Genomic DNA, 19,939 nt, shown 5'->3' with positions numbered 1-19,939 from the left:
TCATTCAGAGCCAAAGAACGAAGCGAGGATTTGACCCACACCGATCAAGACGAGAGCAAATGTTAGCCAACCAAGAATCTTCTGCTGACGCAAATTATCAGCGTGCCGACGATCATCTTCTTCATACTTGTCCAGTGTCGCTAGCGCATTGGGGAGTAGCGCAAAGCTCCACAAGGACTTGATGTCTTCAAAATCTCCGGACGCGACAAGGGACTCAAACAAGATGCGATAATATTTCATCAGCCGATCTTTTTCGGGGTGCCGCATTATCAAGTCGCCGTGCTTGTGAATTAAAAAACTTTGGGGTGTAAAAGCGGGCTTTCGATCCTCGCTGTGAAGCGTCCACTCGTACGCCCAAGCCAGCACTTCCATGCGATCTTCTCGTGGGAGCTTCTTTTTGGAAAATACCCAGACCTTAAAGCGATACCACAAGACCTCTCTCTGCGGCTTGAAAGTCAGGCATGCCATCAGAAAGTCTATTCCCGTTCGATGGGTTATCTCAAGCTCATAGGCGTAATGTTTGATTTCGAGGTGAAGACGTTTGATGTTCTGATTTGGTAGAGATGCCTCTTGCCCATGGCTCCCGAACTCGAACCAGTAGCCTTCCAAACCCTGCTTCTTTACGCTTTCCACGCGAAACCTCGCTTGGGTTCGCTCTTCGCGAAGCACAACGGAATAGTAGTTTCTCTCGCGCAGCCTCTCTATTCCAGACAGCGGGATTTGCTTAGGGGCCTTACGCTTCAAGGCAACGCTAATTGCAAATTTGACTAAAAATATCCTGATCCGACTGAGCATCGTAATTCCGCAAGTGAATAACACTCAGTCTCGCCTAAATGCCTCCCTCGGGAAAGGCACGATTTGTTCTCATGGAGGGATTTATGCCTCCCTGCCTCCCCAAAAGGTCTTCGCAACCGGCCACCCCTCCTCTCCATCGGGCTGGCCGGTCCGCAATTCAGATCCCGAGGATCTCCATGGCTTCGGCGAGGGCGTCGACGGAGGCTTGGTGGTTGCCAGCGTTGTGTTCGGTTTCTCCGATCATGCGGAGTTCGGTGACGCGGGCCATGTCGTCTTCGCTGAGCATCGCGGTTTCGAGGGCTTTGTCGATGGCGGCCATGTCGGCGGGGCAGTGGAAGGCCAGCGCGGGGCTGGCGATGGCGGTGAGAAATGCGGCGGTGAGCAGATGTTTCATGATGTCCTCCCTGATCATCTTTCCGGTTCATCTCCGCGGAGTTTACCACGGATGGCGGTTGGCCCGTTTCACATTCGCGTGCCTCTCTCGGCGGCGTTCCCCCACCAAGGCTGGACGGGCCGGACGGCATTGGTTAGATGATCTGCATGGACAACAAGACCGATCCCAACCGGAAAAAAGCCAAGCCCGCGCCGAAAAGCCGGGACGAGCGTTTGAAAGCGGCGTTGAAGGCGAACCTTCAGCGGCGCAAGGCGCAGGCGCGTGCGCGCACGGTTTCGGATGAGAGCGACGGCAAGGGCGAGTGAGACGAGCGGATGGATTCGATTCTGGTACGGGGCAACGGCCCTCTGAGCGGTGACATTGAGATTGCGGGGGCGAAGAACGCCTGTCTCGCGCTGATGCCTGCGACATTGCTCTCTGAAGAGCCGCTGACGCTGACCAATGCGCCGCGTCTGTCGGACATCAAAACGATGACCGCACTCTTGGCGTCTCTGGGGGCCGAGGTATCGTCTCTTCAGGACGGCAAGGTGCAGGCGATGTCGAGCCACGGCGAAGTGACGCCCATCGCGGATTACGAGATCGTGCGGAAGATGCGGGCGTCGAACTTGGTGCTCGGGCCGCTGCTCGCGCGTTTGGGTCATGCGGTGGTGTCGCTGCCGGGCGGCTGTGCGATTGGCGCGCGTCCGATGGATTTGCACACGACGGCGCTTGAGGCGCTCGGCGCGGAGATTGAGCTCAAAGAGGGCTATCTGCACGCGAAGGTCGCGGGTGGTCGTCTCAAAGGGGCGGTGCACAAGATGCGCTTCCCCTCCGTGGGGGCGACTGAGAACTTCGTGATGGCGGCGTCGCTCGCCAAGGGGACGTCGGTGTTGGAGAACGCCGCGCGGGAGCCGGAGATCGTCGATCTGTGTGACTGCCTGAACAAGATGGGCGCGCAGATTTCGGGGGCTGGCACCTCTCGGATCGAAATTCAGGGCGTGGACCGTCTACATGGCGCGACGCACCCTGTTGTGACGGACCGGATTGAGCTCGGCACCTTTATGTTGGCGCCGGCGATTTGCGGCGGGGAAGTGACCTGTCTCGGCGGTAAGAATTCGCTCGTGGAGAGCTTTGTCACGAAACTCGAAGCTGCGGGAATTTCCGTGTCCGAGTCCGAGCGCGGCCTGACGGTGCGCCGCAATGGCGACCGTGTGAAAGCAGTGGATGTGACGACAGAGCCGTTCCCGGGCTTTCCGACCGATTTGCAGGCGCAGATGATGGCGCTTCTCTGCACGGCGCAGGGAACATCTGTCCTCGAAGAAACCATTTTCGAAAACCGCTTTATGCACGCGCCGGAACTCACGCGGATGGGCGCGAACATCGAGGTGCACGGCGGTCACGCGACGGTGCATGGTGTGGAGCGCCTCAAAGGCGCGCCGGTGATGGCGACCGATCTTCGCGCCTCCGTGTCGCTGATCCTCGCGGGTCTGGCGGCAGAGGGCGAAACCGTGGTGTCGCGTGTCTACCACCTCGACCGTGGTTACGAGCGCATCGAACAGAAACTGTCCGGGATCGGCGCGCATATCGAGAGGATCAAAGCCTGATGGTGGAAGACGCCCGTTTCGAAGATGGCGGCGAACGCCCGCTCTATCTCAAGGCTCTGGACGCGGAGGACCTGACGGTCATTTCGGCGCTGGTGCAGGATGCGGTCGTGCCGATGGGCGAGATTTCCTACAAGGCGAGCGAGCGTCGCTTTGCCCTGTTGATCAACCGGTTCCGTTGGGAAGACGTGGAGGCCGCCGAGCGCCGCAAGCGTCCGGTGGAACGGGTGCAGGCGGTTCTGGTGTTTGACGACGTGATGTCGGCGCGCTCCTCGGGTGTGCCTGCGGGCGACAAGGAGATGATCCTGTCCGTTCTGGCCGTCACTTTCACCCCTACTGATGACGGCGCGGGCACGGTGGAGATCACGCTCGCCGGTGACGGGGTGATCGCGCTTGATGTCGAAGCATTGGACGTGACGCTCAAAGACGTGACCCGCCCCTATGTAGCCCCGTCGCACCGCGTGCCGACGCACGACAGTTGACAGTCAGCCATTAATCGCTCTGAATGTAATTGATCATCGGGCACCCGCTTTGCGTGTGGCTCTAGATCAGATTTGGCGTTCAGGAGGTTAAGATGCAAGCTTTGAAAGCCAGCATTCTCGCCCTTTTCATTGCGGTGCCAACCGTGGCCAGCGCGGCAGAAACCGTTAACCCGCGCAACGTCGATGAGCGGTTTGCGATCCATAGGCTACATTGGTCTCCGTCGGGAGAGACGTTCATCCGCTGGAGTGCCTATAATCACGATGGCTATATCGCGATTTGCGGTGCTTACACTGTGTCGAAAGGCTCCCGCACACTGACCTTTACAAAGAGAGCGCTCCTGGCTTCGCGGATCAAGCTCAACGGCAAAACAGTGATCACCAACTTGAGCTATTTCAACGATGTGCCGAACCAGCACCTCGCAAATGAACTTGTGGGGCAGTCTGCAAATTGCAAAGTCACGACCACACCCAGCTCGGCCGCTGCCGACGGCACATTCGAGTACGAGTTGGATAAAGACACCTTCCGTATGTAATCACGACATCGGGCGCGAACTGCCCGCAGAGAACACACTTTTAATTATCCATTATTCGAGGGACATAATGAAAAAAATCACTTTGGTAACAATGCTCATGCTGTGCATCGCAGGTACTGCTCACGCGGGCAAGAAGACAGGCACCATTCCTGTAGACGACAACTTTGGAATTGCGACCGGGAATTGGGACGGCAACGGCGATATGTACGCCCGCTGGGGAATCCGCGAAACGGACGGAAAGGTTGAGGTGTGCGGCCTCATCTCGACCAAAGGCAGTTCGAAATACACACGTTTGAACCGCGAAATGCTCAAAAGTTCGCGGATCGTCACCGAGGCGGGTGAGACGGTCAAACGCGACCTGCGCTTTTTCAAGGAAGTGCCCAACGAAGGGCGCGTGGACGGCCATGTTGGAGACCCCGCGCAATGCTATCTCAGTGACCTGCCGGCCGAGAGAAACCAAAAATTCTATCTGGACCATAAGGCCGGCAGCTATCGCGTGAGCAGATGATCCTCATGCGTGCTTGAGACTGGCGCGCGTGCACGCTATGTCGGTCTCCACCAAGGAGACCGATATGCCCCAGTTCCTGTCTACGACCGATCCTGATTTCGAGACCCGTTTGTCGCATGTTCTCACGATGAAACGTGAGGATAGCCCCGACGTGGACGATGCGGTGGCCGCGATCATTCAGGATGTGCGGGACAGTGGCGATGCGGCGGTCCTCAGCCTGACGGCGAAGTTTGACCGGATGACACTCACGGCAGAGACGCTGCGGTTCTCTGATGAAGAGATCGACGCACTCTGTGCGCAGGTGTCGGACGAAGAGCGCGCGGCGCTCGAACTCGCGGCGGAGCGCATCCGCGCCTACCACGTGCGCCAGATGCCGGACGATCAGAGCTGGACCGATCCGGACGGAGCGACGCTCGGCTGGCGCTGGACCCCGGTGTCGGCAGCGGGGCTCTATGTGCCGGGTGGTCTGGCCTCCTACCCCTCTTCTGTCCTGATGAATGCGATCCCTGCGAAGGTCGCGGGTGTGCCGCGTCTCGCGATCACCGTGCCGACGCCGGACGGGGTGGCGAATCCGCTCGTACTCATGGCGGCGCGGATTGCGGGTGTCGACGAGATTTACCGCATTGGCGGGGCGCAGGCGATTGCCGCGCTGGCCTATGGGACGGACACGATTGCGCCGGTGGACAAGATCACGGGTCCGGGCAACGCCTTTGTCGCCGCCGCGAAACGTCGCGTGTTCGGCAAGGTTGGCATCGACATGATCGCCGGTCCCTCAGAAATTTTGGTCATTGCGGACAAGGACAACGATCCGGACTGGATCGCGGTCGATCTCATGTCGCAGGCCGAGCACGACGAGAGCGCGCAGTCCATTCTGATCACGGATGATGCGGGTTTTGCGCATGCTGTGGCGGAGGCTGTGACGGCACGGCTTGAGACGTTGGAGCGTCGCGCGATTGCTGGTAAAAGCTGGGAAGATTTCGGGGTCGTGATCACCGTGCGGGATCTGGACGAAGCCGCGGAGATTTCGAACCGTTTTGCGCCCGAGCACCTTGAACTTTGCGTGGCTGATCCGGATGCCCTCTCGGAGAAAATCACGCACGCCGGGGCCATCTTCCTCGGCGCTTGGACGCCGGAAGCGATTGGCGACTACATCGGCGGGCCGAACCACGTGCTCCCGACCGCCCGCTCTGCGCGTTTTTCATCAGGTTTGTCCGTGCTCGACTTTATGAAACGCACGACGCTCGCAAAAATGTCGCCTGCGGCGTTGAAAGCCATTGGCCCAGCAGCCGAACGTCTGGCAAAGTCCGAAAGTCTCGAAGCGCATGGCCTTTCTGTCCGCGCTCGGCTTGCGCGACTGAATGAGGGCGATGATGAGTAAGCTGGTTTCCGTCAACATTGACGACAAAGGGCTGGCGCCGCCGACTCCGGAGATCGAACAGGAGCGCAAGGTCGCGATTTTCGATCTGCTGGAGGACAATTCCTTCGACCTCCCCGCCCGCGACGATCGCGACGTGCCGGAAGGCCCCTTCAACCTGTTGCTCGCCATTCGCGAGCGCCGTCTGGTGTTCGAACTGAGCACAGAGGAGGACGAGAAGGTCGCAGAGTTCCATCTGTCCCTCGGGCCGTTCCGACAGGTGGTCAAAGACTACTTCCAGATTTGCGAAAGCTACTTTGACGCCGTCAAAAAGATGCCGCCCTCGCAGATCGAAGCGATCGACATGGCGAGACGCGGCATTCACAACGAAGGCGCTCGCGTGTTGCAAGAGCGTCTCGAAGGCAAGGCCGTGATCGACATAGACACGGCGCGCCGCCTCTTCACCCTGATCTGTGTGTTGCACTGGGGGTGAGCGACGTGAAGACCGGAATCCCCCATTCGATTCTGTTCTGTTGCGACCACAACGCGGTGCGATCTCCGATGGCGGAGGCTTTGATGAAAAAGCTGTATCCTGGAGAAGCCTATGTTCAGTCGGCGGGTGTGCATTCGGATCTCGACGTGGACGGGTTCGCCGTCGCCGTCTGTGAAGAGATGGGCATGGAAATCCACCGCCATCAGGCGCGCTCTTTCGACGATCTGAAGGACTGGGGCGACGACATTTCGTCCTATGATCTGATCATCGCGCTCTCTCCGGCGTCGCAGCGCCGCGTGCTCGATCTCACCCGTTTTTACCACCTCGAGGTGGAATACTGGCCGATCATGGACCCGACCGGCATCGGGGAAACCCGTGATGCCAAACTCGACGCCTATCGACAGGCGCGCGATCAGATTCTAAAGCGGATGCTGGCACGTTTTGGCCCATCCACCGCGACACTCAACGCTCTCTGAAGAGGCCCTCCCCATGACGACTGCACAGGATGCCACTCTGGCATTGCTCACCAATTACTATGCCGCGTTTGCGGCGCATGACCACGCGGCGATGCTCGACTGTCTGACAGATGACATCGAGCACCGGATCAATCAGGGACCGGTCGAGCACGGCAAAGAGGCTTTTGCGAAATTCATGACCGGCATGGACACCGCCTACTCCGAAGAGCTGGAGGATATGGTGCTCTTTGCATCCGAGGACGGCACCCGTGCGGCGGCAGAATTCCGTGTGCTGGGCAAATATCTCGAAACCGCAGAGGGCTATCCGGAAGCGCATGGTCAGAGCTATGACCTCCCTGCCGGTGCGTTTTTCACGCTGAAAGATGGCAAGATCAGCCGCATTTCGGTGTTCTACAACGCCGAAGACTGGGTTGCGCAGGTCTCGTGAGGCAGGTGTGATGAGTCTGACCTTTCGCACCCTTCGCGGATCGGACGTGGCGGCGGCGCTGGATGATCTGGCCCGCCTCCGGATCACCGTGTTCCACGACTGGCCGTATCTCTATGACGGCGATCTGGACTACGAGCGGAACTATATGTCGAGCTACGTCGGCAATGACCGCGCGGTTCTCGTGGCCGCGTTCGACGGCGACCGGATTGTCGGTGCTTCGACCGGTTCACCGCTCGCCGAACATGCCGAAGATTTCGCCTCTGCGTTCGAGGGTCACGACTGGCCGATGGACGAGATTTTCTACTGCGCGGAATCGGTGCTTTTGCCGGAGTATCGCGGGTTCGGGGCGGGACATGCGTTCTTTGACGCGCGGGAGGAGCACGCGCGCGCGCTCGGCCTCAAATATTCTGCATTCTGCTCAGTGATCCGTGCGGAGGACCATCCGCTGCGCCCTGAAGGCGCACGGAGCCACGATGTTTTCTGGCGCAAGCGCGGCTACACACCGATGGACGGCGTGATCGCCACGTTCGACTGGAAAGACGTGGACGAGAGCGAGAGCTCTGACAAACGGCTTCAATTCTGGGGAAAACATCTGTGAGACTGATTGCGGCCACTTGGCACCCGCTCTGGCACGACGCGCCGGACCTTTGGCTCGACCGCTACCGCGCGGCTTTGGCAGAGATCGGCGCGGATCGGGACACGCTCATCGTGTTTCCGGAATACGCAGCACTTGAGGCCGCGTTTCATGGTGAGACGGGTGGCACGGCAGCGGAGTGGATGACCCGCGGTGCGGATACATTCGGCGGCTATTGCGACGGCATCCGGCAGCTTGTGGCGGAGACAGGTGCGACGATCCTCGGCGGGTCGGGTTTTGCCCGCAAGGGGGCAGAGATCGTGAACCGCGCGCTGTTCTTCGCCCCCGAGGGCGAAGAGTGGCTCGAGAAGCAGATGCCGACACCGTATGAGCGCGCGCTCGGTATGGTCGGCGGCGACGCGATGCCCGTTCTCGACACACGGTTCGGCAAGATTGCCGCCGTAATCTGTTATGACAGTGAGTTCCCTCTCCTCGCACGACGTTGTGCGATGGCGGGAGCCGAAATCCTGTTGGTGCCCTCCTGCACCGACACGGAACAGGGGGCGAGCCGTGTGGAGATCGGATGCCGCGCCCGTGCCCTCGAAGGTCAGATGATCGTCGCAATGGCGCCGCTCGTGGGCGATGTTGCCGAGTGCGAGGTGATCGACGTTAACGTCGGTCAGGCCCGCGTGTTCTGCCCGCCGGATGGCAGCGCGCCGGAGGATGGCGTTTTGGCCCGAGGGCCGCGAAACGCGCAGGGCGTCGCTGTGCTCGAAGATCTGGCTGAGTCGGTCGCACAGGCCCGAAAATGGGCCGAAGTGAGCGTCAGAAGCCATTGGGCGGAAACCGAAACCCCGGCAAATGCGTTACAAACACGCATTTTGCGCTAAATGAACCTTGAAAATGCGGGCTTAAAAGCGCATTTACTAGCGCGCCCACAACTGTGGTGGGCGGAACAACTATGGAGTGATCATGGCCAAGGAAGAAATGCTCGAATTTCCCGGTGTCGTTAAGGAACTCCTGCCGAACGCGACATTCCTGGTCGAGCTGGAAAACGGCCACACGATCATCGCGCACACGGCAGGCAAAATGCGCAAGAACCGCATCCGCGTTCTCGCCGGCGACAAAGTTCAGGTCGAAATGACCCCTTACGATCTGACCAAGGGTCGGATCAACTACCGCTTCCGCTAAGTGGTATCGGCTTCCTCATGAAGCTTATTCTCGGTTCAGGCAGCCCGCGCCGGAAGGAACTTCTGGCGCAGCTGGGCCTCACCCCCGACGACATCCGCTCTCCCGACATTGACGAAGACCCGCTGAAGGGCGAGTTGCCCCGTCCCTACTGCGCCCGTATGGCGCGGGAAAAGGCGATGGCCGTGCCGCGCGCGGAGGATGAGGTCGTACTCTGCGCCGACACCACGGTGGCGCTTGGCCGCCGTATCATGGGCAAGCCCGTCGACGAGAAAGAATGCGCCGAATTCCTGCTCGCCATGTCCGGTCGTCGCCACAAGGTGATCACGGCCGTGGCCGTGGCGCATGGCGATCGTGTGTGGGAGGCCGACGTGGTCACCACGGTGAAAATGAAGCGGCTTTCTGATATCGAAGTGAACAGCTACCTCGCCTCCGGCGACTGGCGCGGCAAGGCGGGCGGATATGGCATCCAAGGCCCCGCAGGCGCGTTTATCCCGTGGATTCAGGGCAGCTATTCCGCCGTCATGGGACTGCCCGTGGCGGAAACTGCAAATCTACTGATGGCCGCTGGCTATCCTGTCTATGGAGACACCGCATGAAGGGCAGCGTCATCGCACTCGGCGAGATCAACGGACAAAAGGCCGCCGCACGGATCGTGGACGGTCAACTCGAAGATTTCATCGTCGACGCGGGCGAAGATGCGCCCCCTGCCCCGGGCGCGATCTTCCGCGCGAAAGGTGGCCGGAGCCTCAAGGGGATGGGTGGTGCGCTGCTTGATCTGCCGGACGGCGAAAAAGCCTACCTGCGCGGCAACAAGGGCCTCAAACCCGGCGCGCCGATGCTCGTCCAAGTCACGCATATCGCCGAGGACGGCAAAGCGGTGCCTGTCACCACGCGCCTGCTGTTCAAATCCAAATACGCGATCATCACGCCCAATGCACCTGGCCTGAATATCTCCCGTCGGATCGACGACGAAGACGAACAGCTACGTCTCCACGATCTCGCCACCGAGGCGATGGAGGGTGCGGACGAGATGCTCGGCCTCATCCTGCGCTCCGCTTGCGAAGGCACCTCTGACGACGACGTGCTCGAAGACATTTCCGCAATGCGTGCGCTCGCCGAAGCTGTGCTCGCCGACGAATCCGGTGACCCCGAATTGCTGGTCGACGGCCCCGACGCCCACGAAGCTGCGTGGCGCGACTGGGCGGGTGCCGACATTTTCGACGAGAGCGAAGATGCCTTTGAAAACCATGGTGTTCTGGACCTGCTCGACGCCGCCCTCGACACCCGCGTGTCGCTCAAGGGCGCGGGCTCTGCCTTTATTGAACCCACCCGCGCGCTCGTCGCGGTCGATGTGAACACCGGCGGGGATTTCTCTCCGGCGGCGGGTCTCAAGGCCAACATCGCCCTCGCCCGCGACCTGCCCCGCCAGCTGCGCATCCGCGGCCTCGCCGGACAAATCACCCTCGACCTTGCGCCCATGGCCAAGAAAGACCGCCGCCAGTTCGAGCAGTCCCTCAAAGCCGCCTTTAAATCCGAAGGGCAGGACACGATTCTCGCCGGATGGACACCTCTGGGCCATTTCGAGATCCAGAAGAAACGCGAACGCATCCCGCTCAGCGAGGCGCTCGCATGAGCTGTCCGATCTGCGGAGAAGACGCGGCCCAGAAATACCGTCCGTTCTGCTCGAAACGCTGCGCGGATATTGATCTGGCGAAATGGATGAACGGCTCCTACGCCGTCCCGTCCATGCGCGAGATTGATCCCGACGAGGTCGCAGAGGCCGTTGAGGAAGCCTTGCGCGCCGAGTCCGAGGCCCCCGCAAAAAAACCTCACTAAAGGCTGTTTTTTCCTCTGGACACTCCCGCGCCCTCCGCATAGAAACCCGCTACCCGAACGACACGTCGTTCAGCGAGAAATCGCTCCCGGTGCCCGGGTAGCTCAGGGGTAGAGCAGTGGATTGAAAATCCTCGTGTCGGTGGTTCGATTCCGCCCCCGGGCACCATCTCTTTACGGAAAGCGTTGGTTTTGCTTCGGTTTGTCGAAATTGACTGGAGCCGTAGACCATGCCGGAGACCATTTCACCCTCGTTTACTTTCGTGAAAGCTGGTGTCTTTTACTTTAGCCGCCGCATCCCGAAATCGCTGCAACATCACTACACTTCGCCCCGTATCGTACATTCCCTCAGGACACGCTGCGCCAGAATCGCGAAAGCCAGAGCCAGACGCGCAGCTGACCAGCTTGACGAATACTGGTATCACCTGAAGTCGCACGACACGCAGCTGCCAGGCCAGCACATGCTAAGCAAGGTCGCTAGCTTGCCTAGGGTCGACACCCCCTCGCCTGCGCATGTGGCATCCCAGTCGTCCTCTGTGACTCTCTCCGAGGCTGTAGATATCTATCTGAGGCTCAAGGGGAACGGAAAAGCGAAGACCTTCCACACAATGGCGCGTCGTTCCTGTGGCTATGTCTTGGACATTTGTGGCGATAAGCCTCTGAACACCTACACCAAGAAAGACGCCAACACCTTTCGCGATGCGCTTCTGGGACGCGACCTAACAGGCAGCACCATGTCTCGCATTTTTGGCACTGTCCGGGCCGTGACCAACTTCGCAGCGAGTGAAATGGGCCTGGAATTCACCAACCCCTTCGCCAAGGTCTACTTCGACAGGGAAGCGGGAGTTTCCAAGCGTCAGCCTGTATCCCAGGACGCACTGCTCAAGATCGCGGAGGGATGTCTGGAGCATGACGATGAGCGTCGCTGGCTGATAGCTCTGATTGCTGATACAGGCCTGCGTTTAGCGGAAGCTACAGGTATCTTGCGGGAGGACATCAAGACGGACACAGATGGGGCCATGCATGTGGTGATCCAACCGCACCCTTGGCGTAGCCTAAAAACCAAGGGGAGCGAACGCATCGTACCTCTAGAGGGGCAATCGCGATGGGCCGCGGAGCGCATCCTGGCGCATGCCTCTAACTCCCCATTTGCCTTCCCAAGCTACAACCACGGCGAAACCACCAACGCAAACTCAGCAAGTGCTGCATTGAACAAATGGATCAAGACACTGACGGGAGAAACCATCACGATGCACGGCTTCCGACACGCGCTGCGAGACAGGCTTCGGGCCGTCGAGTGTCCGTCTGATATCGTGGACCAGATTGGCGGCTGGCAGACAGACGGAGTTGGACAAAGCTACGGCTCGGGCTACCCGCTGGGTGTCACCAGGAAGTGGATTAAATCGATCGCGTGAAGCGGCATGGTCTACGGCTCCAGTCAATTTCGACAAACCGAAGCAAAACCAACGCTTTCCGTAAAGAGATGGTGCCCGGGGGCCCCGCCTCGCTCGCTAAAGGCTTGTTACTGACAGCGCTTCGTTCAATATTTTCGGCAAGACGAGAACTAACAGCGACAGTATACACGGGTCAAGAGGTACAAATTGGTCTACCGTCTGGCTTCCGAGGCTCATAGCTAAGTGGTGGCAAATTCCCACATGTCGTAAGTGTGCCTCAGGGATAACAAGAGGCCAAAGCTCGCGGTTCTAGGTAGAGAGAATGCTGACATGTGGCCTCAAAAATCGTCGACAGAAGTGGTGCTGTTTCTAGGAAAGTTTAGTCGCGTTATTTAAGTGGACCCCGTTCAGATTTCATGCTGCCATTATTTCGTCCCGTTTGGTCAAATATGCCTCCTTCCGCGTTCGATGCCGGAGAGAAGGATCAGTGCGACTTTGAGTAGAGACCTCACAAGATGAATAGCAACACGATGTTAGTGCTCAGAGCGCCCACCCTTCCGGAACTCGCTCGTCTTCGGCGCATCGTTGCGCCACCGGCATGGTCGCTCACACTCGTGCAAATAGGCCTGTCGCAGGGCCTTGAACTCCTCGATCATCTCCAGCCATCTCTTCTTCGACATGCCTTTCGGGGGCGGGTTGAACGGGCCGTAGATATCCATGTCGGCGCCAATGGCTTTGCGGATCTTCTTGAGCTGTCGAAGCATGCGCTCCCGCGGAGCCTCGTATTGAGACGCATAGGTGAGGTCGTGACATGTCCGGCAGGTGATCGTTTCGCGACCGATGTAAAGCACCCCACACCGGCGCGCGCAGGAGGGGCAGAAGAACCAATGGCGCGTCCCGCCAAAGTGACAGGGGGTCTCGGTCACTGCGACAGCCTCGCATGTGTTCCCCCAGCCGCCGTGTACGGTGATGATCAGATAATCGCCATGACCATCAACAATGGCAGGGAAGTCCAAACCCTGCGGTGTTTTCGCGATCGAGACGATGCCTTTGTCATTCAGCAGTCCAGCCTCGACAACCTGTCGAATGCTCAGTTGCAGCATCTTATCAGCCAGAGGTCTCTTTGAACGCGGGGGCATGTGCTCATCCTCGAAATCATTTGTTATGAGATAACATAAAGAGGGGCGCTTTTACAAAATTTCAACGATGCCCTCTTGGGGTCAGGGCAGAGATTGTGGGCCCACTCTTGGGGCCACAAAGTGAAGACATTTGCGTAGCCATCTGGGGCAATCCACTTCGGACCTAGCCTGCAAATTGTACTTTTGGACCTTTTGGACCTTTTGGCAGCCCCCTCTCTCTCCACGAAGCGCTCAAACCTCGGGATGCACAGGGCAGAGAGAAAATGTGACAAAAGGTAATATATATAATAAAAATCTCTCTTAACCCTTTGGGCGATCGAGGATTTCTCCCTCCAGACTTTTGTCCCCAACCTTCCCTTTTGGTCCGGGACAAAAGCAGAGTTCTCAACGCAGGTCGTCGTAGATCGACATCTAAGCATCATCGCTGCTCTCCTCTGCAATGGCGTACCACTCGTTTGGACGGCCACCTGTGGGCCTAAATTCCTGAGTTATTTCCCCATCCTCAATCATTGTGTCGAGAACGTTTTCGCGTTGACGTTTTTCGGTTCCTCTCAGGACTTTCTTTTTCACCTTTCGGGCATTCGCAAAGCCATCTTTCCCTGCGAGTTCTGCAATTGCCTCTTTGATCTTATCCTTCAAGGCCTCAAGGCTCGTTCTGCCGGCGCTGGTTGCGAGGTCTGCAACGCCCGAGACGGCGCGGCGGACGATCTCAATGGCGAGGCTCATATGCTGGTCTTCGCAGGTGATATCGTGCAACGGGCCTGAGCCCTCCATGGCCGCGTCAGAAAGAGCGAGCAATCCCGCGACACGCAAAGCGTATTCCGCAGCTCTAGCCCAGCTTTCTCCGACTTGACCTTTGCGCCGCCGCCAGTCCTCTACCTCTCCGGTACGGAAGTCTTCAAAGATCCGTTCTGCAGACGTCGACATGACCACCACTTCATCAGACGGAGCTCGATTCAGTGCAGTCGCTACGACATGGCTAGCATCCCGAGCCGGGAACCTTTGGCATGCTTTGACAATATCCTCGGGCGGGGTGTGGAGGAGATCGCGATTGACGTTTCCTTCACGTAGTTCACGGTATCCATCTTCTTCGAAGACGAGAAACCGGTTCAACATCCCGCTCTCGCTATCCTCTTGGCCTACAGCTTTCTCAAGCGCACCGGGCGTCGAGGTCAACATGACCGTCAGGCGTGGACAGTCCACACTCGGGATCTCATTTCTATGGTCAGCATACTTGTGCGCAGGGAGTTGACCGAGGCCACGGCCAAAGAGTTGCATCATGAGCGTCAGAAGTTGCTTTTGATGCCCATTATTCCCGCTCCGAATCGCGTCCAGGTGAAGCCCGCCTTCATCCATCGCGAGAACTCTGGCCCCGACGCTTCCCTGGTCTCGACCAGATGTAGCACCGCCCTCTGCCAGGGCTCGATGAAGGGCCTTGTCTGAAGCCGCTGAAGCGAGGAACTCTCCACGACGGTTGGCTGCCTTGAGCGCCATGTCTGTTGCATCACGAGCCGCCTCCTTTCCGCTTCCGGTCCCGCCGAGAAGAAGGGTGTACACGTTTAGGGGCACTTTGCCTTGTGGGCCCTGGAGAACAAACCTTGGCGCAGCGAGAGCGCTCATTGCTGCGAGGGCCCCTGCTTCAGGAAGAACACGCAAGTCTCGATCACTCGCTTCACGCAGGACATCCGCGATGCGACCAGCCAAACCGGGCAACCGTATTTGAGCCTGGGCAGGCTGCTGGATCCTTTCCGGCAGCTGCACCGGCTTCACATCGGCCGGAGGTAGGTCTGGCAGCTTCTTCAGGATCATATGCGCGGTCGCAGGCAGGACCCCGCCTTGCTTTTGAGCGACAGCTTTCCTCCAAACTTCCTCGGCATTTTCACCAAAGTCAGCCATCCGAGTTCCCCGAGGCGCTTCCCAACGCTCAGAAAACTTGATGAAAGCCAAGAGCGCTTCAGTTTCCCATTTTGTACCGACGTAACCAGCGTGGAGGCCAAACCCGAGACGTAGCCATTCATCGCGGCTCGCGATCGTATTTCTCTTCGATTGGAGGAGTTGGATCAGCTTGTCGTCGGTCTCTTTGCGGGCAAATTCACGCGCATCGCGCGCCAACTGAGCCAACGGCCCGTTGGCGGGTGGCGAGGTGCGGCCTTTGGGGCGTGCATTCGAAAGCCAATCGGGAGCCTCCACTGGTTCGCAATCGTTGAGCAGCTCGTAGGTGCCCGGAGTGTCACGCCGGCCGGACTGCGCGATGGAGGGCGCTAGCAGTATATAGCCGTTGAACTTTATGTCCGCGATCTTTCCTTCACCGTCCTCAAGCTTCCCTGGGTATTTCGCTCCTTTGCTGGCCTTATATACGAGGTGGAGCCCACCGCCTGCGGTCCGTTGCTCAAACGTCGGGGGCAGATCGTTTGCTGCTCGATACCGCTCCCAGCGCGCATTCTGCTCAGGATCGTCCAGATCCAAATCCACATCGACGGCGACCAAATCGCTCAGTTCACAGGCCAGCCCGATGTTTGCATCTGGGTATTGTTTGGCCCAAGCAGCGATCTGTTCGGGGTCGCTAGAGGCATCCCTAAAGCCTCGAGTTCCCGGATAAGGTTCTTTGCCGTCTTGGCGTTTGGGGCCTTGGCCGATCGGAGCGACAGGGAACACACTCAAACCCTTTTGAGCGTAGCTGGCTGCTGCGGTTTCGAAGGGATGATTGCTTCCGGAGAATTTCTTCATTTGGCTGGTGGCGTCCATCACTCCCCCCCCCGCATGGAAGAGCTGTTTTCACGGGAACGTTTGTCATGAACCCATTCCAAAACACTCAATCGCGAACGGTAGCGCCACCCGACCCACGGCAGGTGCAGGAACTCGGGATGATCACTGCCGTTACGGCTGCGAGCGACACGCAAGGCTCCAGGGGTCACTCCAAGAAGTGCCGCACACTCACGACTAGTGATCGGCTCGAGGAAATAGCCTGGTCGAGCTTTAGCCCAGCGGTGTATTACCACTATCAGATTTTCTTGGTCTGCCTTCAGTTCGGGCGGAAGTGCCGCAGCGAGAAGACGTAGGTCATCAGTATCGGATGCCATTTCAGCCTCCAAACGTCCCGCTATCCGCTAATGCGGACTGACCGTCTCATCGCTGCTTGGGACGTGACACAGAACGAGGCGGACGCAACCATTAGTGATTACTCCGCCCCAGCCCTTAAGGGAGCCTCTCGGCGTCATCTTACACCGGCCTCGACTCCCTAAGGGAGGAAGGGCACAGGCCAACCTTAAAAGTCCTGAGCCACCGAATGCAGTTTCGTCAAAAAATAGCAGTTGCCCATTCTAGCGTCAAGCGAATCGCTTAGATCAATTTTCGAGCATCTTGTTGACGTGGAGAGAGTGTTTAGTTTGCATTCAAGCTTCACTCGGCTGCCAAAGCTCTTCTTGGGAAAAGCACGCTCCGACATTTTGAGCTACCCCCGAAATTGCGGATTGCCGGAGCTATCTAAAAGTCGTGGCGAGCTGAGAAATGAGCGAATGCGCCTCGTCATAGATTTTGCATCTGACGGAAGCGACAGTCTCCCGCGTTAACATTCGATTCACCAAAATCGACGAAACATAAGAAAACCAGTGTTTCGTCATTTAGGAACGATCGATGCCACTCATCACGCCGATCATTTTGTGCGGGGGATCCGGCACCAGACTTTGGCCACTGTCACGCAAAAGCTATCCAAAGCAGTTCGTGCCTTTAGTCGATGAAGAGTCCCTTTTTCAGGCTTCTGTGAAAAGGCTGAGCGGGGCACACAAGGCGTTGAACTTTGCGGCGCCAACGGTTCTCACAGCCTCGGATTTCCGCTTTATTGTGACCGAACAACTTGCTGCAATCGGCATTGATCCCGGCGCAGTTTTGATCGAACCGGCAGGCCGAAACACTGCGCCCGCCATTCTTGCGGCGGCACTTTATCACTTTGCGAAGAATCCGGAGGCCGTGATGTTGGTGGCGCCCTCGGACCAAGTGGTGCCCGACGTCAGTGCGTTTCATGCAGCGATCGAGAGTGGCCTTTCCGCTGTCGAGGCAGGCAAACTGGTCACCTTCGGAATTAGGCCGACTCATGCGGAGACGGCCTATGGCTATCTTGAATTGATCGCCCAACCGGAGGCTTCGAGCGCAACTGTCGACCTCAAACAGTTCGTCGAAAAGCCTGATGCCGCCCGCGCCGCCGAAATGGTGGCCGCTGGCACGTACCTATGGAATGCTGGTATTTTCCTGTTCAAGGCGAAAGACATCATCGCAGCATTTACAAAATTCGCTCCTGCACTGAACGAGCCGGTGAGCACCGCTGTCTCTGCGGCTCAGGTCGATCTCGGCTTCCTGCGTCTGGACCCGAAAAGCTGGGCGAAGGCGGAGGACATCTCGATAGACTACGCCGTGATGGAGAAGACAGACAATCTCGCTGTTGTGCCGTTTGATGGCGGCTGGTCCGATCTCGGCGGTTGGGATGCGGTTTGGCGTGAAGCAGGACCGGATGAGAGCGGTGTCGTGACCTTCGGCGGCGCGACGGCAATCGAATGTGAAAACAGCCTACTCCGCTCCGATAGCGAAAATCTGGAGATTGTCGGGATCGGCCTTAGAAATGTGATGGCGATTGCGATGAGTGATGCCGTGCTCGTCGCGGATATGTCGCGTGCGCAAGACGTGAAAAAAGCCGTATCAGTACTTCGGACCAAAGGTGCGGAGCAGGCGCAGAAATTCCAGAAAGATCATCGCCCGTGGGGTTGGTTCGAGCGCCTCGTAGTCGGCGGTCGTTTTCAGGTGAAACGTATCCACGTTCAACCCGGCGCAGCGCTCAGCCTGCAAAGCCACTTTCACCGCTCCGAACATTGGATCGTGGTCGAGGGCACGGCGCGCGTCACGATGGATGACGAAGTGCATATCGTGAGCGAGAACCAGTCCGTATATATCCCGCTCGGCGCGGTTCATCGTCTGGAAAACCCCGGCAAAGTGCCAATGGTTTTGATAGAGGTGCAAACGGGTTCCTACATCGGTGAGGATGACATCATCCGTTACGAAGATGTCTACTCGCGCGGACAGGGTGCGAAAGGATAAAGCACGATGGCTCCTAAATTCGGCAGCAGCGGTCTGCGCGGCCTCGTGACCGAGCTGACCGACGAACTTGTCGCGGATTATTTGCATGCTTTCCTGAGCAGCACTGGTCACAATACGCTCTACCTCGGACGTGACCTGCGTCCGTCTTCTCCGCACATTGCTAAGGTGATCCTTGAGACAGCTCGGGCCTCCCGTGTCGACGTGGTCGATTGCGGCGCACTTGGGACCCCTGCCCTCGCGCTGGCCTCCATGTCGGCGAAAGCGCCAGCCATCATGGTCACAGGGAGCCATATTCCCGCCGACCGCAATGGATTGAAATTCTATTTGCCCGATGGCGAGGTCTCGAAAGAGGACGAATTAGCTATCAACGAGGCCTATGTGGCGCAAATTCGTTACTGTGGAACCGCCTCCGGCACACTTCACAAGATCGACGCGGAAACACCTTATATTGCCCGGTATCTCGAGGCCTTCGGCGCAAGCGCATTGAAGGGGCTCAAAATCGGGGTGTACCGCCATTCGTCGGTCGCGCGCGACACGATGGAAGCGGTGATCCGCGGGCTCGGCGCGGAGGTCGTGCCCCTTGCAAACTCCGACACGTTTATTCCCGTCGACACGGAAGCGGTCGATCCTGAAACCCGCGAAAAGCTACGGGGTTGGTGTCAGGAAAACGGTCTCGATGCAATTGCGTCGACCGATGGCGATGCTGATCGACCGATGCTGACAGATGAGACGGGGAAGGTGATCCCCGGCGACATTCTCGGAGTTCTGACTGCGCGGCTTCTGGCCGCAAAATCCGTTGTAACACCCGTTTCCTCCAACGATATGGTGCGCTGCCTCCCTGACTTTGAAGAGGTGATCCTCACTCGGATCGGGTCTCCTTTTGTGATCGCGGGCATGGGAGAGGCCGCAAATCCCGAAGTCGTGGGCTTCGAGGCGAATGGAGGCTTCCTGTTGGGGTTTGAGGCGCAGGTTGCAGGCCCTTTGTCCCCACTGCCCACACGTGACTGTATGTTGCCAATCATCGCGCCCCTCATCGCCGCTCAACAGGCCGGAAAGCCGTTGTCGGAAGTCATGACCAGCCTGCCGCCCTGTTTCACTGCGGCCGACCGCGTTCAGGAGATCGATCGCGCAAAAGCAGAGGTTTTCCTCAACGGGTTGATCGGCGATGAATCCAAACGGTCGACCTTTTTCGCGCCGTTCGGGACGATTGCTGCTACAGACCTCACCGATGGGCTGCGCATCGACTTTGAGAGTGGAGACGTCCTGCATCTGCGTCCCTCCGGCAATGCGCCGGAATTCCGGATTTATTCGCAGGCAAAGAGCGAGGCAAAAGCTGTCGCACTCGTCGAATGTATATCCCAAAGGGTAGTTCTCGAAGTGCTCTGAAGAAACCGCGAGGCGCTGAGAAAGTTTATCTAACACAATCTATTGTTTAAAATGCATCATCAGAGCGGGGAGTCGCAATGCCTATTGCGATAGGTCAGGAGGCAACCATCCGAAGATGATTAACGTTCCGCTTCGCGTGAAGGATAGCCTAGCATGTAGAAATTTCCCGTCAAAGCTGCGGGACATACGAAAGTGATACCTGCCGAAGATAACAACAGCTCATCACAGGTTTACGCATGGTCAATCTTTAAGCGTCGGACAAAAATTCGGCATCTTTGCGATCCCAGAGACTGGG

General features: G+C 58.2%; 22 protein-coding genes and 1 tRNA gene. 19 read left to right on the top strand and 4 right to left on the bottom strand.

Annotated elements, in window-relative coordinates:
- Nucleotides 1-795 (bottom strand): hypothetical protein, encoded by a 795-nt coding sequence (locus LA304_RS11540; RefSeq protein ID WP_224503310.1) that lies wholly within the window; start codon nucleotides 793-795, stop codon nucleotides 1-3.
- A 157-nt stretch (nucleotides 796-952) separates the two neighbouring features.
- Nucleotides 953-1,189: a hypothetical protein gene (locus LA304_RS11535; protein WP_224503309.1), complete on the bottom strand. Its 237-nt coding sequence runs from the start codon at nucleotides 1,187-1,189 to the stop codon at nucleotides 953-955.
- A 146-nt stretch (nucleotides 1,190-1,335) separates the two neighbouring features.
- On the opposite strand from LA304_RS11535, the gene LA304_RS11530 reads away from it, so the two are divergent.
- The 17 genes from LA304_RS11530 (at nucleotide 1,336) to LA304_RS11450 (ending at nucleotide 12,055) form a co-directional block, all read left to right on the top strand.
- On the top strand, nucleotides 1,336-1,494 hold the full coding sequence (locus LA304_RS11530; RefSeq protein ID WP_224503308.1) for a hypothetical protein: 159 nt from the start codon (nucleotides 1,336-1,338) through the stop codon (nucleotides 1,492-1,494).
- Nucleotides 1,495-1,503: 9 nt separating this feature from the next.
- Complete coding sequence (gene murA, locus LA304_RS11525) at nucleotides 1,504-2,772, top strand: UDP-N-acetylglucosamine 1-carboxyvinyltransferase (RefSeq protein WP_224503307.1); 1,269 nt, start codon at nucleotides 1,504-1,506, stop codon at nucleotides 2,770-2,772.
- The gene (locus LA304_RS11520) at nucleotides 2,772-3,251 is read left to right on the top strand and encodes a DUF2948 family protein (RefSeq protein ID WP_224503306.1); all 480 of its coding nucleotides are present in this window, start codon (nucleotides 2,772-2,774) and stop codon (nucleotides 3,249-3,251) included. Before murA ends, LA304_RS11520 begins: the two co-directional genes overlap by 1 nt.
- A gap of 92 nt (nucleotides 3,252-3,343) precedes the next feature.
- Entirely contained in the window at nucleotides 3,344-3,784 is a 441-nt protein-coding gene (locus LA304_RS11515; RefSeq protein WP_224503305.1) for a hypothetical protein, read from the top strand.
- Between the two features lie 67 nt (nucleotides 3,785-3,851).
- Entirely contained in the window at nucleotides 3,852-4,292 is a 441-nt protein-coding gene (locus tag LA304_RS11510; RefSeq protein ID WP_224503304.1) for a hypothetical protein, read from the top strand.
- A 64-nt stretch (nucleotides 4,293-4,356) separates the two neighbouring features.
- Nucleotides 4,357-5,670, top strand: coding sequence for a histidinol dehydrogenase (gene hisD, locus LA304_RS11505; protein WP_224503303.1), 1,314 nt, complete (start codon nucleotides 4,357-4,359; stop codon nucleotides 5,668-5,670).
- Nucleotides 5,663-6,139 carry a UPF0262 family protein gene (locus tag LA304_RS11500; protein WP_224503302.1) on the top strand — a complete coding sequence of 159 codons (477 nt, stop codon included), beginning with the start codon at nucleotides 5,663-5,665 and terminating at the stop codon, nucleotides 6,137-6,139. Before hisD ends, LA304_RS11500 begins: the two co-directional genes overlap by 8 nt.
- Before the next feature lie 68 nt (nucleotides 6,140-6,207).
- Entirely contained in the window at nucleotides 6,208-6,615 is a 408-nt protein-coding gene (locus tag LA304_RS11495; protein WP_263491392.1) for an arsenate-mycothiol transferase ArsC, read from the top strand.
- 13 nt (nucleotides 6,616-6,628) lie between these two features.
- Nucleotides 6,629-7,042 carry a ketosteroid isomerase-related protein gene (locus LA304_RS11490; protein ID WP_224503300.1) on the top strand — a complete coding sequence of 138 codons (414 nt, stop codon included), beginning with the start codon at nucleotides 6,629-6,631 and terminating at the stop codon, nucleotides 7,040-7,042.
- Between the two features lie 10 nt (nucleotides 7,043-7,052).
- Nucleotides 7,053-7,640, top strand: a complete 588-nt coding sequence (locus tag LA304_RS11485) for a GNAT family N-acetyltransferase (RefSeq protein ID WP_224503299.1) — start codon at nucleotides 7,053-7,055, stop codon at nucleotides 7,638-7,640.
- Complete coding sequence (locus LA304_RS11480) at nucleotides 7,637-8,506, top strand: nitrilase-related carbon-nitrogen hydrolase (protein ID WP_224503298.1); 870 nt, start codon at nucleotides 7,637-7,639, stop codon at nucleotides 8,504-8,506. The genes LA304_RS11485 and LA304_RS11480 overlap by 4 nt, the downstream gene beginning before the upstream one ends.
- 82 nt (nucleotides 8,507-8,588) lie before the next feature.
- Nucleotides 8,589-8,807, top strand: a complete 219-nt coding sequence (gene infA / locus LA304_RS11475; protein ID WP_009573923.1) for a translation initiation factor IF-1 — start codon at nucleotides 8,589-8,591, stop codon at nucleotides 8,805-8,807.
- A 17-nt stretch (nucleotides 8,808-8,824) separates the two neighbouring features.
- Nucleotides 8,825-9,403: a Maf family protein gene (locus tag LA304_RS11470; protein WP_224503297.1), complete on the top strand. Its 579-nt coding sequence runs from the start codon at nucleotides 8,825-8,827 to the stop codon at nucleotides 9,401-9,403.
- Nucleotides 9,400-10,440 carry a ribonuclease E/G gene (locus LA304_RS11465; RefSeq protein WP_224503296.1) on the top strand — a complete coding sequence of 347 codons (1,041 nt, stop codon included), beginning with the start codon at nucleotides 9,400-9,402 and terminating at the stop codon, nucleotides 10,438-10,440. Before LA304_RS11470 ends, LA304_RS11465 begins: the two co-directional genes overlap by 4 nt.
- Nucleotides 10,437-10,643 carry a DNA gyrase inhibitor YacG gene (locus LA304_RS11460; protein ID WP_224503295.1) on the top strand — a complete coding sequence of 69 codons (207 nt, stop codon included), beginning with the start codon at nucleotides 10,437-10,439 and terminating at the stop codon, nucleotides 10,641-10,643. Before LA304_RS11465 ends, LA304_RS11460 begins: the two co-directional genes overlap by 4 nt.
- A gap of 91 nt (nucleotides 10,644-10,734) precedes the next feature.
- Nucleotides 10,735-10,809: transfer RNA gene (locus LA304_RS11455), tRNA-Phe, on the top strand.
- A gap of 61 nt (nucleotides 10,810-10,870) precedes the next feature.
- Nucleotides 10,871-12,055 carry a DUF6538 domain-containing protein gene (locus LA304_RS11450; RefSeq protein WP_224503294.1) on the top strand — a complete coding sequence of 395 codons (1,185 nt, stop codon included), beginning with the start codon at nucleotides 10,871-10,873 and terminating at the stop codon, nucleotides 12,053-12,055.
- 512 nt (nucleotides 12,056-12,567) lie between these two features.
- Here the strand turns inward: LA304_RS11450 and LA304_RS11445 are convergent.
- Both LA304_RS11445 and LA304_RS11440 read right to left on the bottom strand, forming a co-directional pair.
- Complete coding sequence (locus tag LA304_RS11445; RefSeq protein WP_224503293.1) at nucleotides 12,568-13,173, bottom strand: hypothetical protein; 606 nt, start codon at nucleotides 13,171-13,173, stop codon at nucleotides 12,568-12,570.
- 411 nt (nucleotides 13,174-13,584) lie between these two features.
- Nucleotides 13,585-15,918, bottom strand: coding sequence for a bifunctional DNA primase/polymerase (locus tag LA304_RS11440; protein ID WP_224503292.1), 2,334 nt, complete (start codon nucleotides 15,916-15,918; stop codon nucleotides 13,585-13,587).
- 888 nt (nucleotides 15,919-16,806) lie between these two features.
- Here LA304_RS11440 and LA304_RS11435 point away from each other — a divergent pair.
- Both LA304_RS11435 and LA304_RS11430 read left to right on the top strand, forming a co-directional pair.
- Nucleotides 16,807-18,258, top strand: coding sequence for a mannose-1-phosphate guanylyltransferase/mannose-6-phosphate isomerase (locus tag LA304_RS11435; RefSeq protein ID WP_224503291.1), 1,452 nt, complete (start codon nucleotides 16,807-16,809; stop codon nucleotides 18,256-18,258).
- Between the two features lie 6 nt (nucleotides 18,259-18,264).
- On the top strand, nucleotides 18,265-19,644 hold the full coding sequence (locus LA304_RS11430) for a phosphomannomutase (protein WP_224503290.1): 1,380 nt from the start codon (nucleotides 18,265-18,267) through the stop codon (nucleotides 19,642-19,644).
- The last annotated feature ends 295 nt before the right edge of the window (nucleotides 19,645-19,939 follow it).

Source organism: Celeribacter litoreus (assembly GCF_020165855.1).
Taxonomy (GTDB): domain Bacteria; phylum Pseudomonadota; class Alphaproteobacteria; order Rhodobacterales; family Rhodobacteraceae; genus Celeribacter; species Celeribacter litoreus.
Note: the sequence above shows the minus strand (reverse complement) of the source record. Positions and strands in the feature narration are given on the sequence as shown.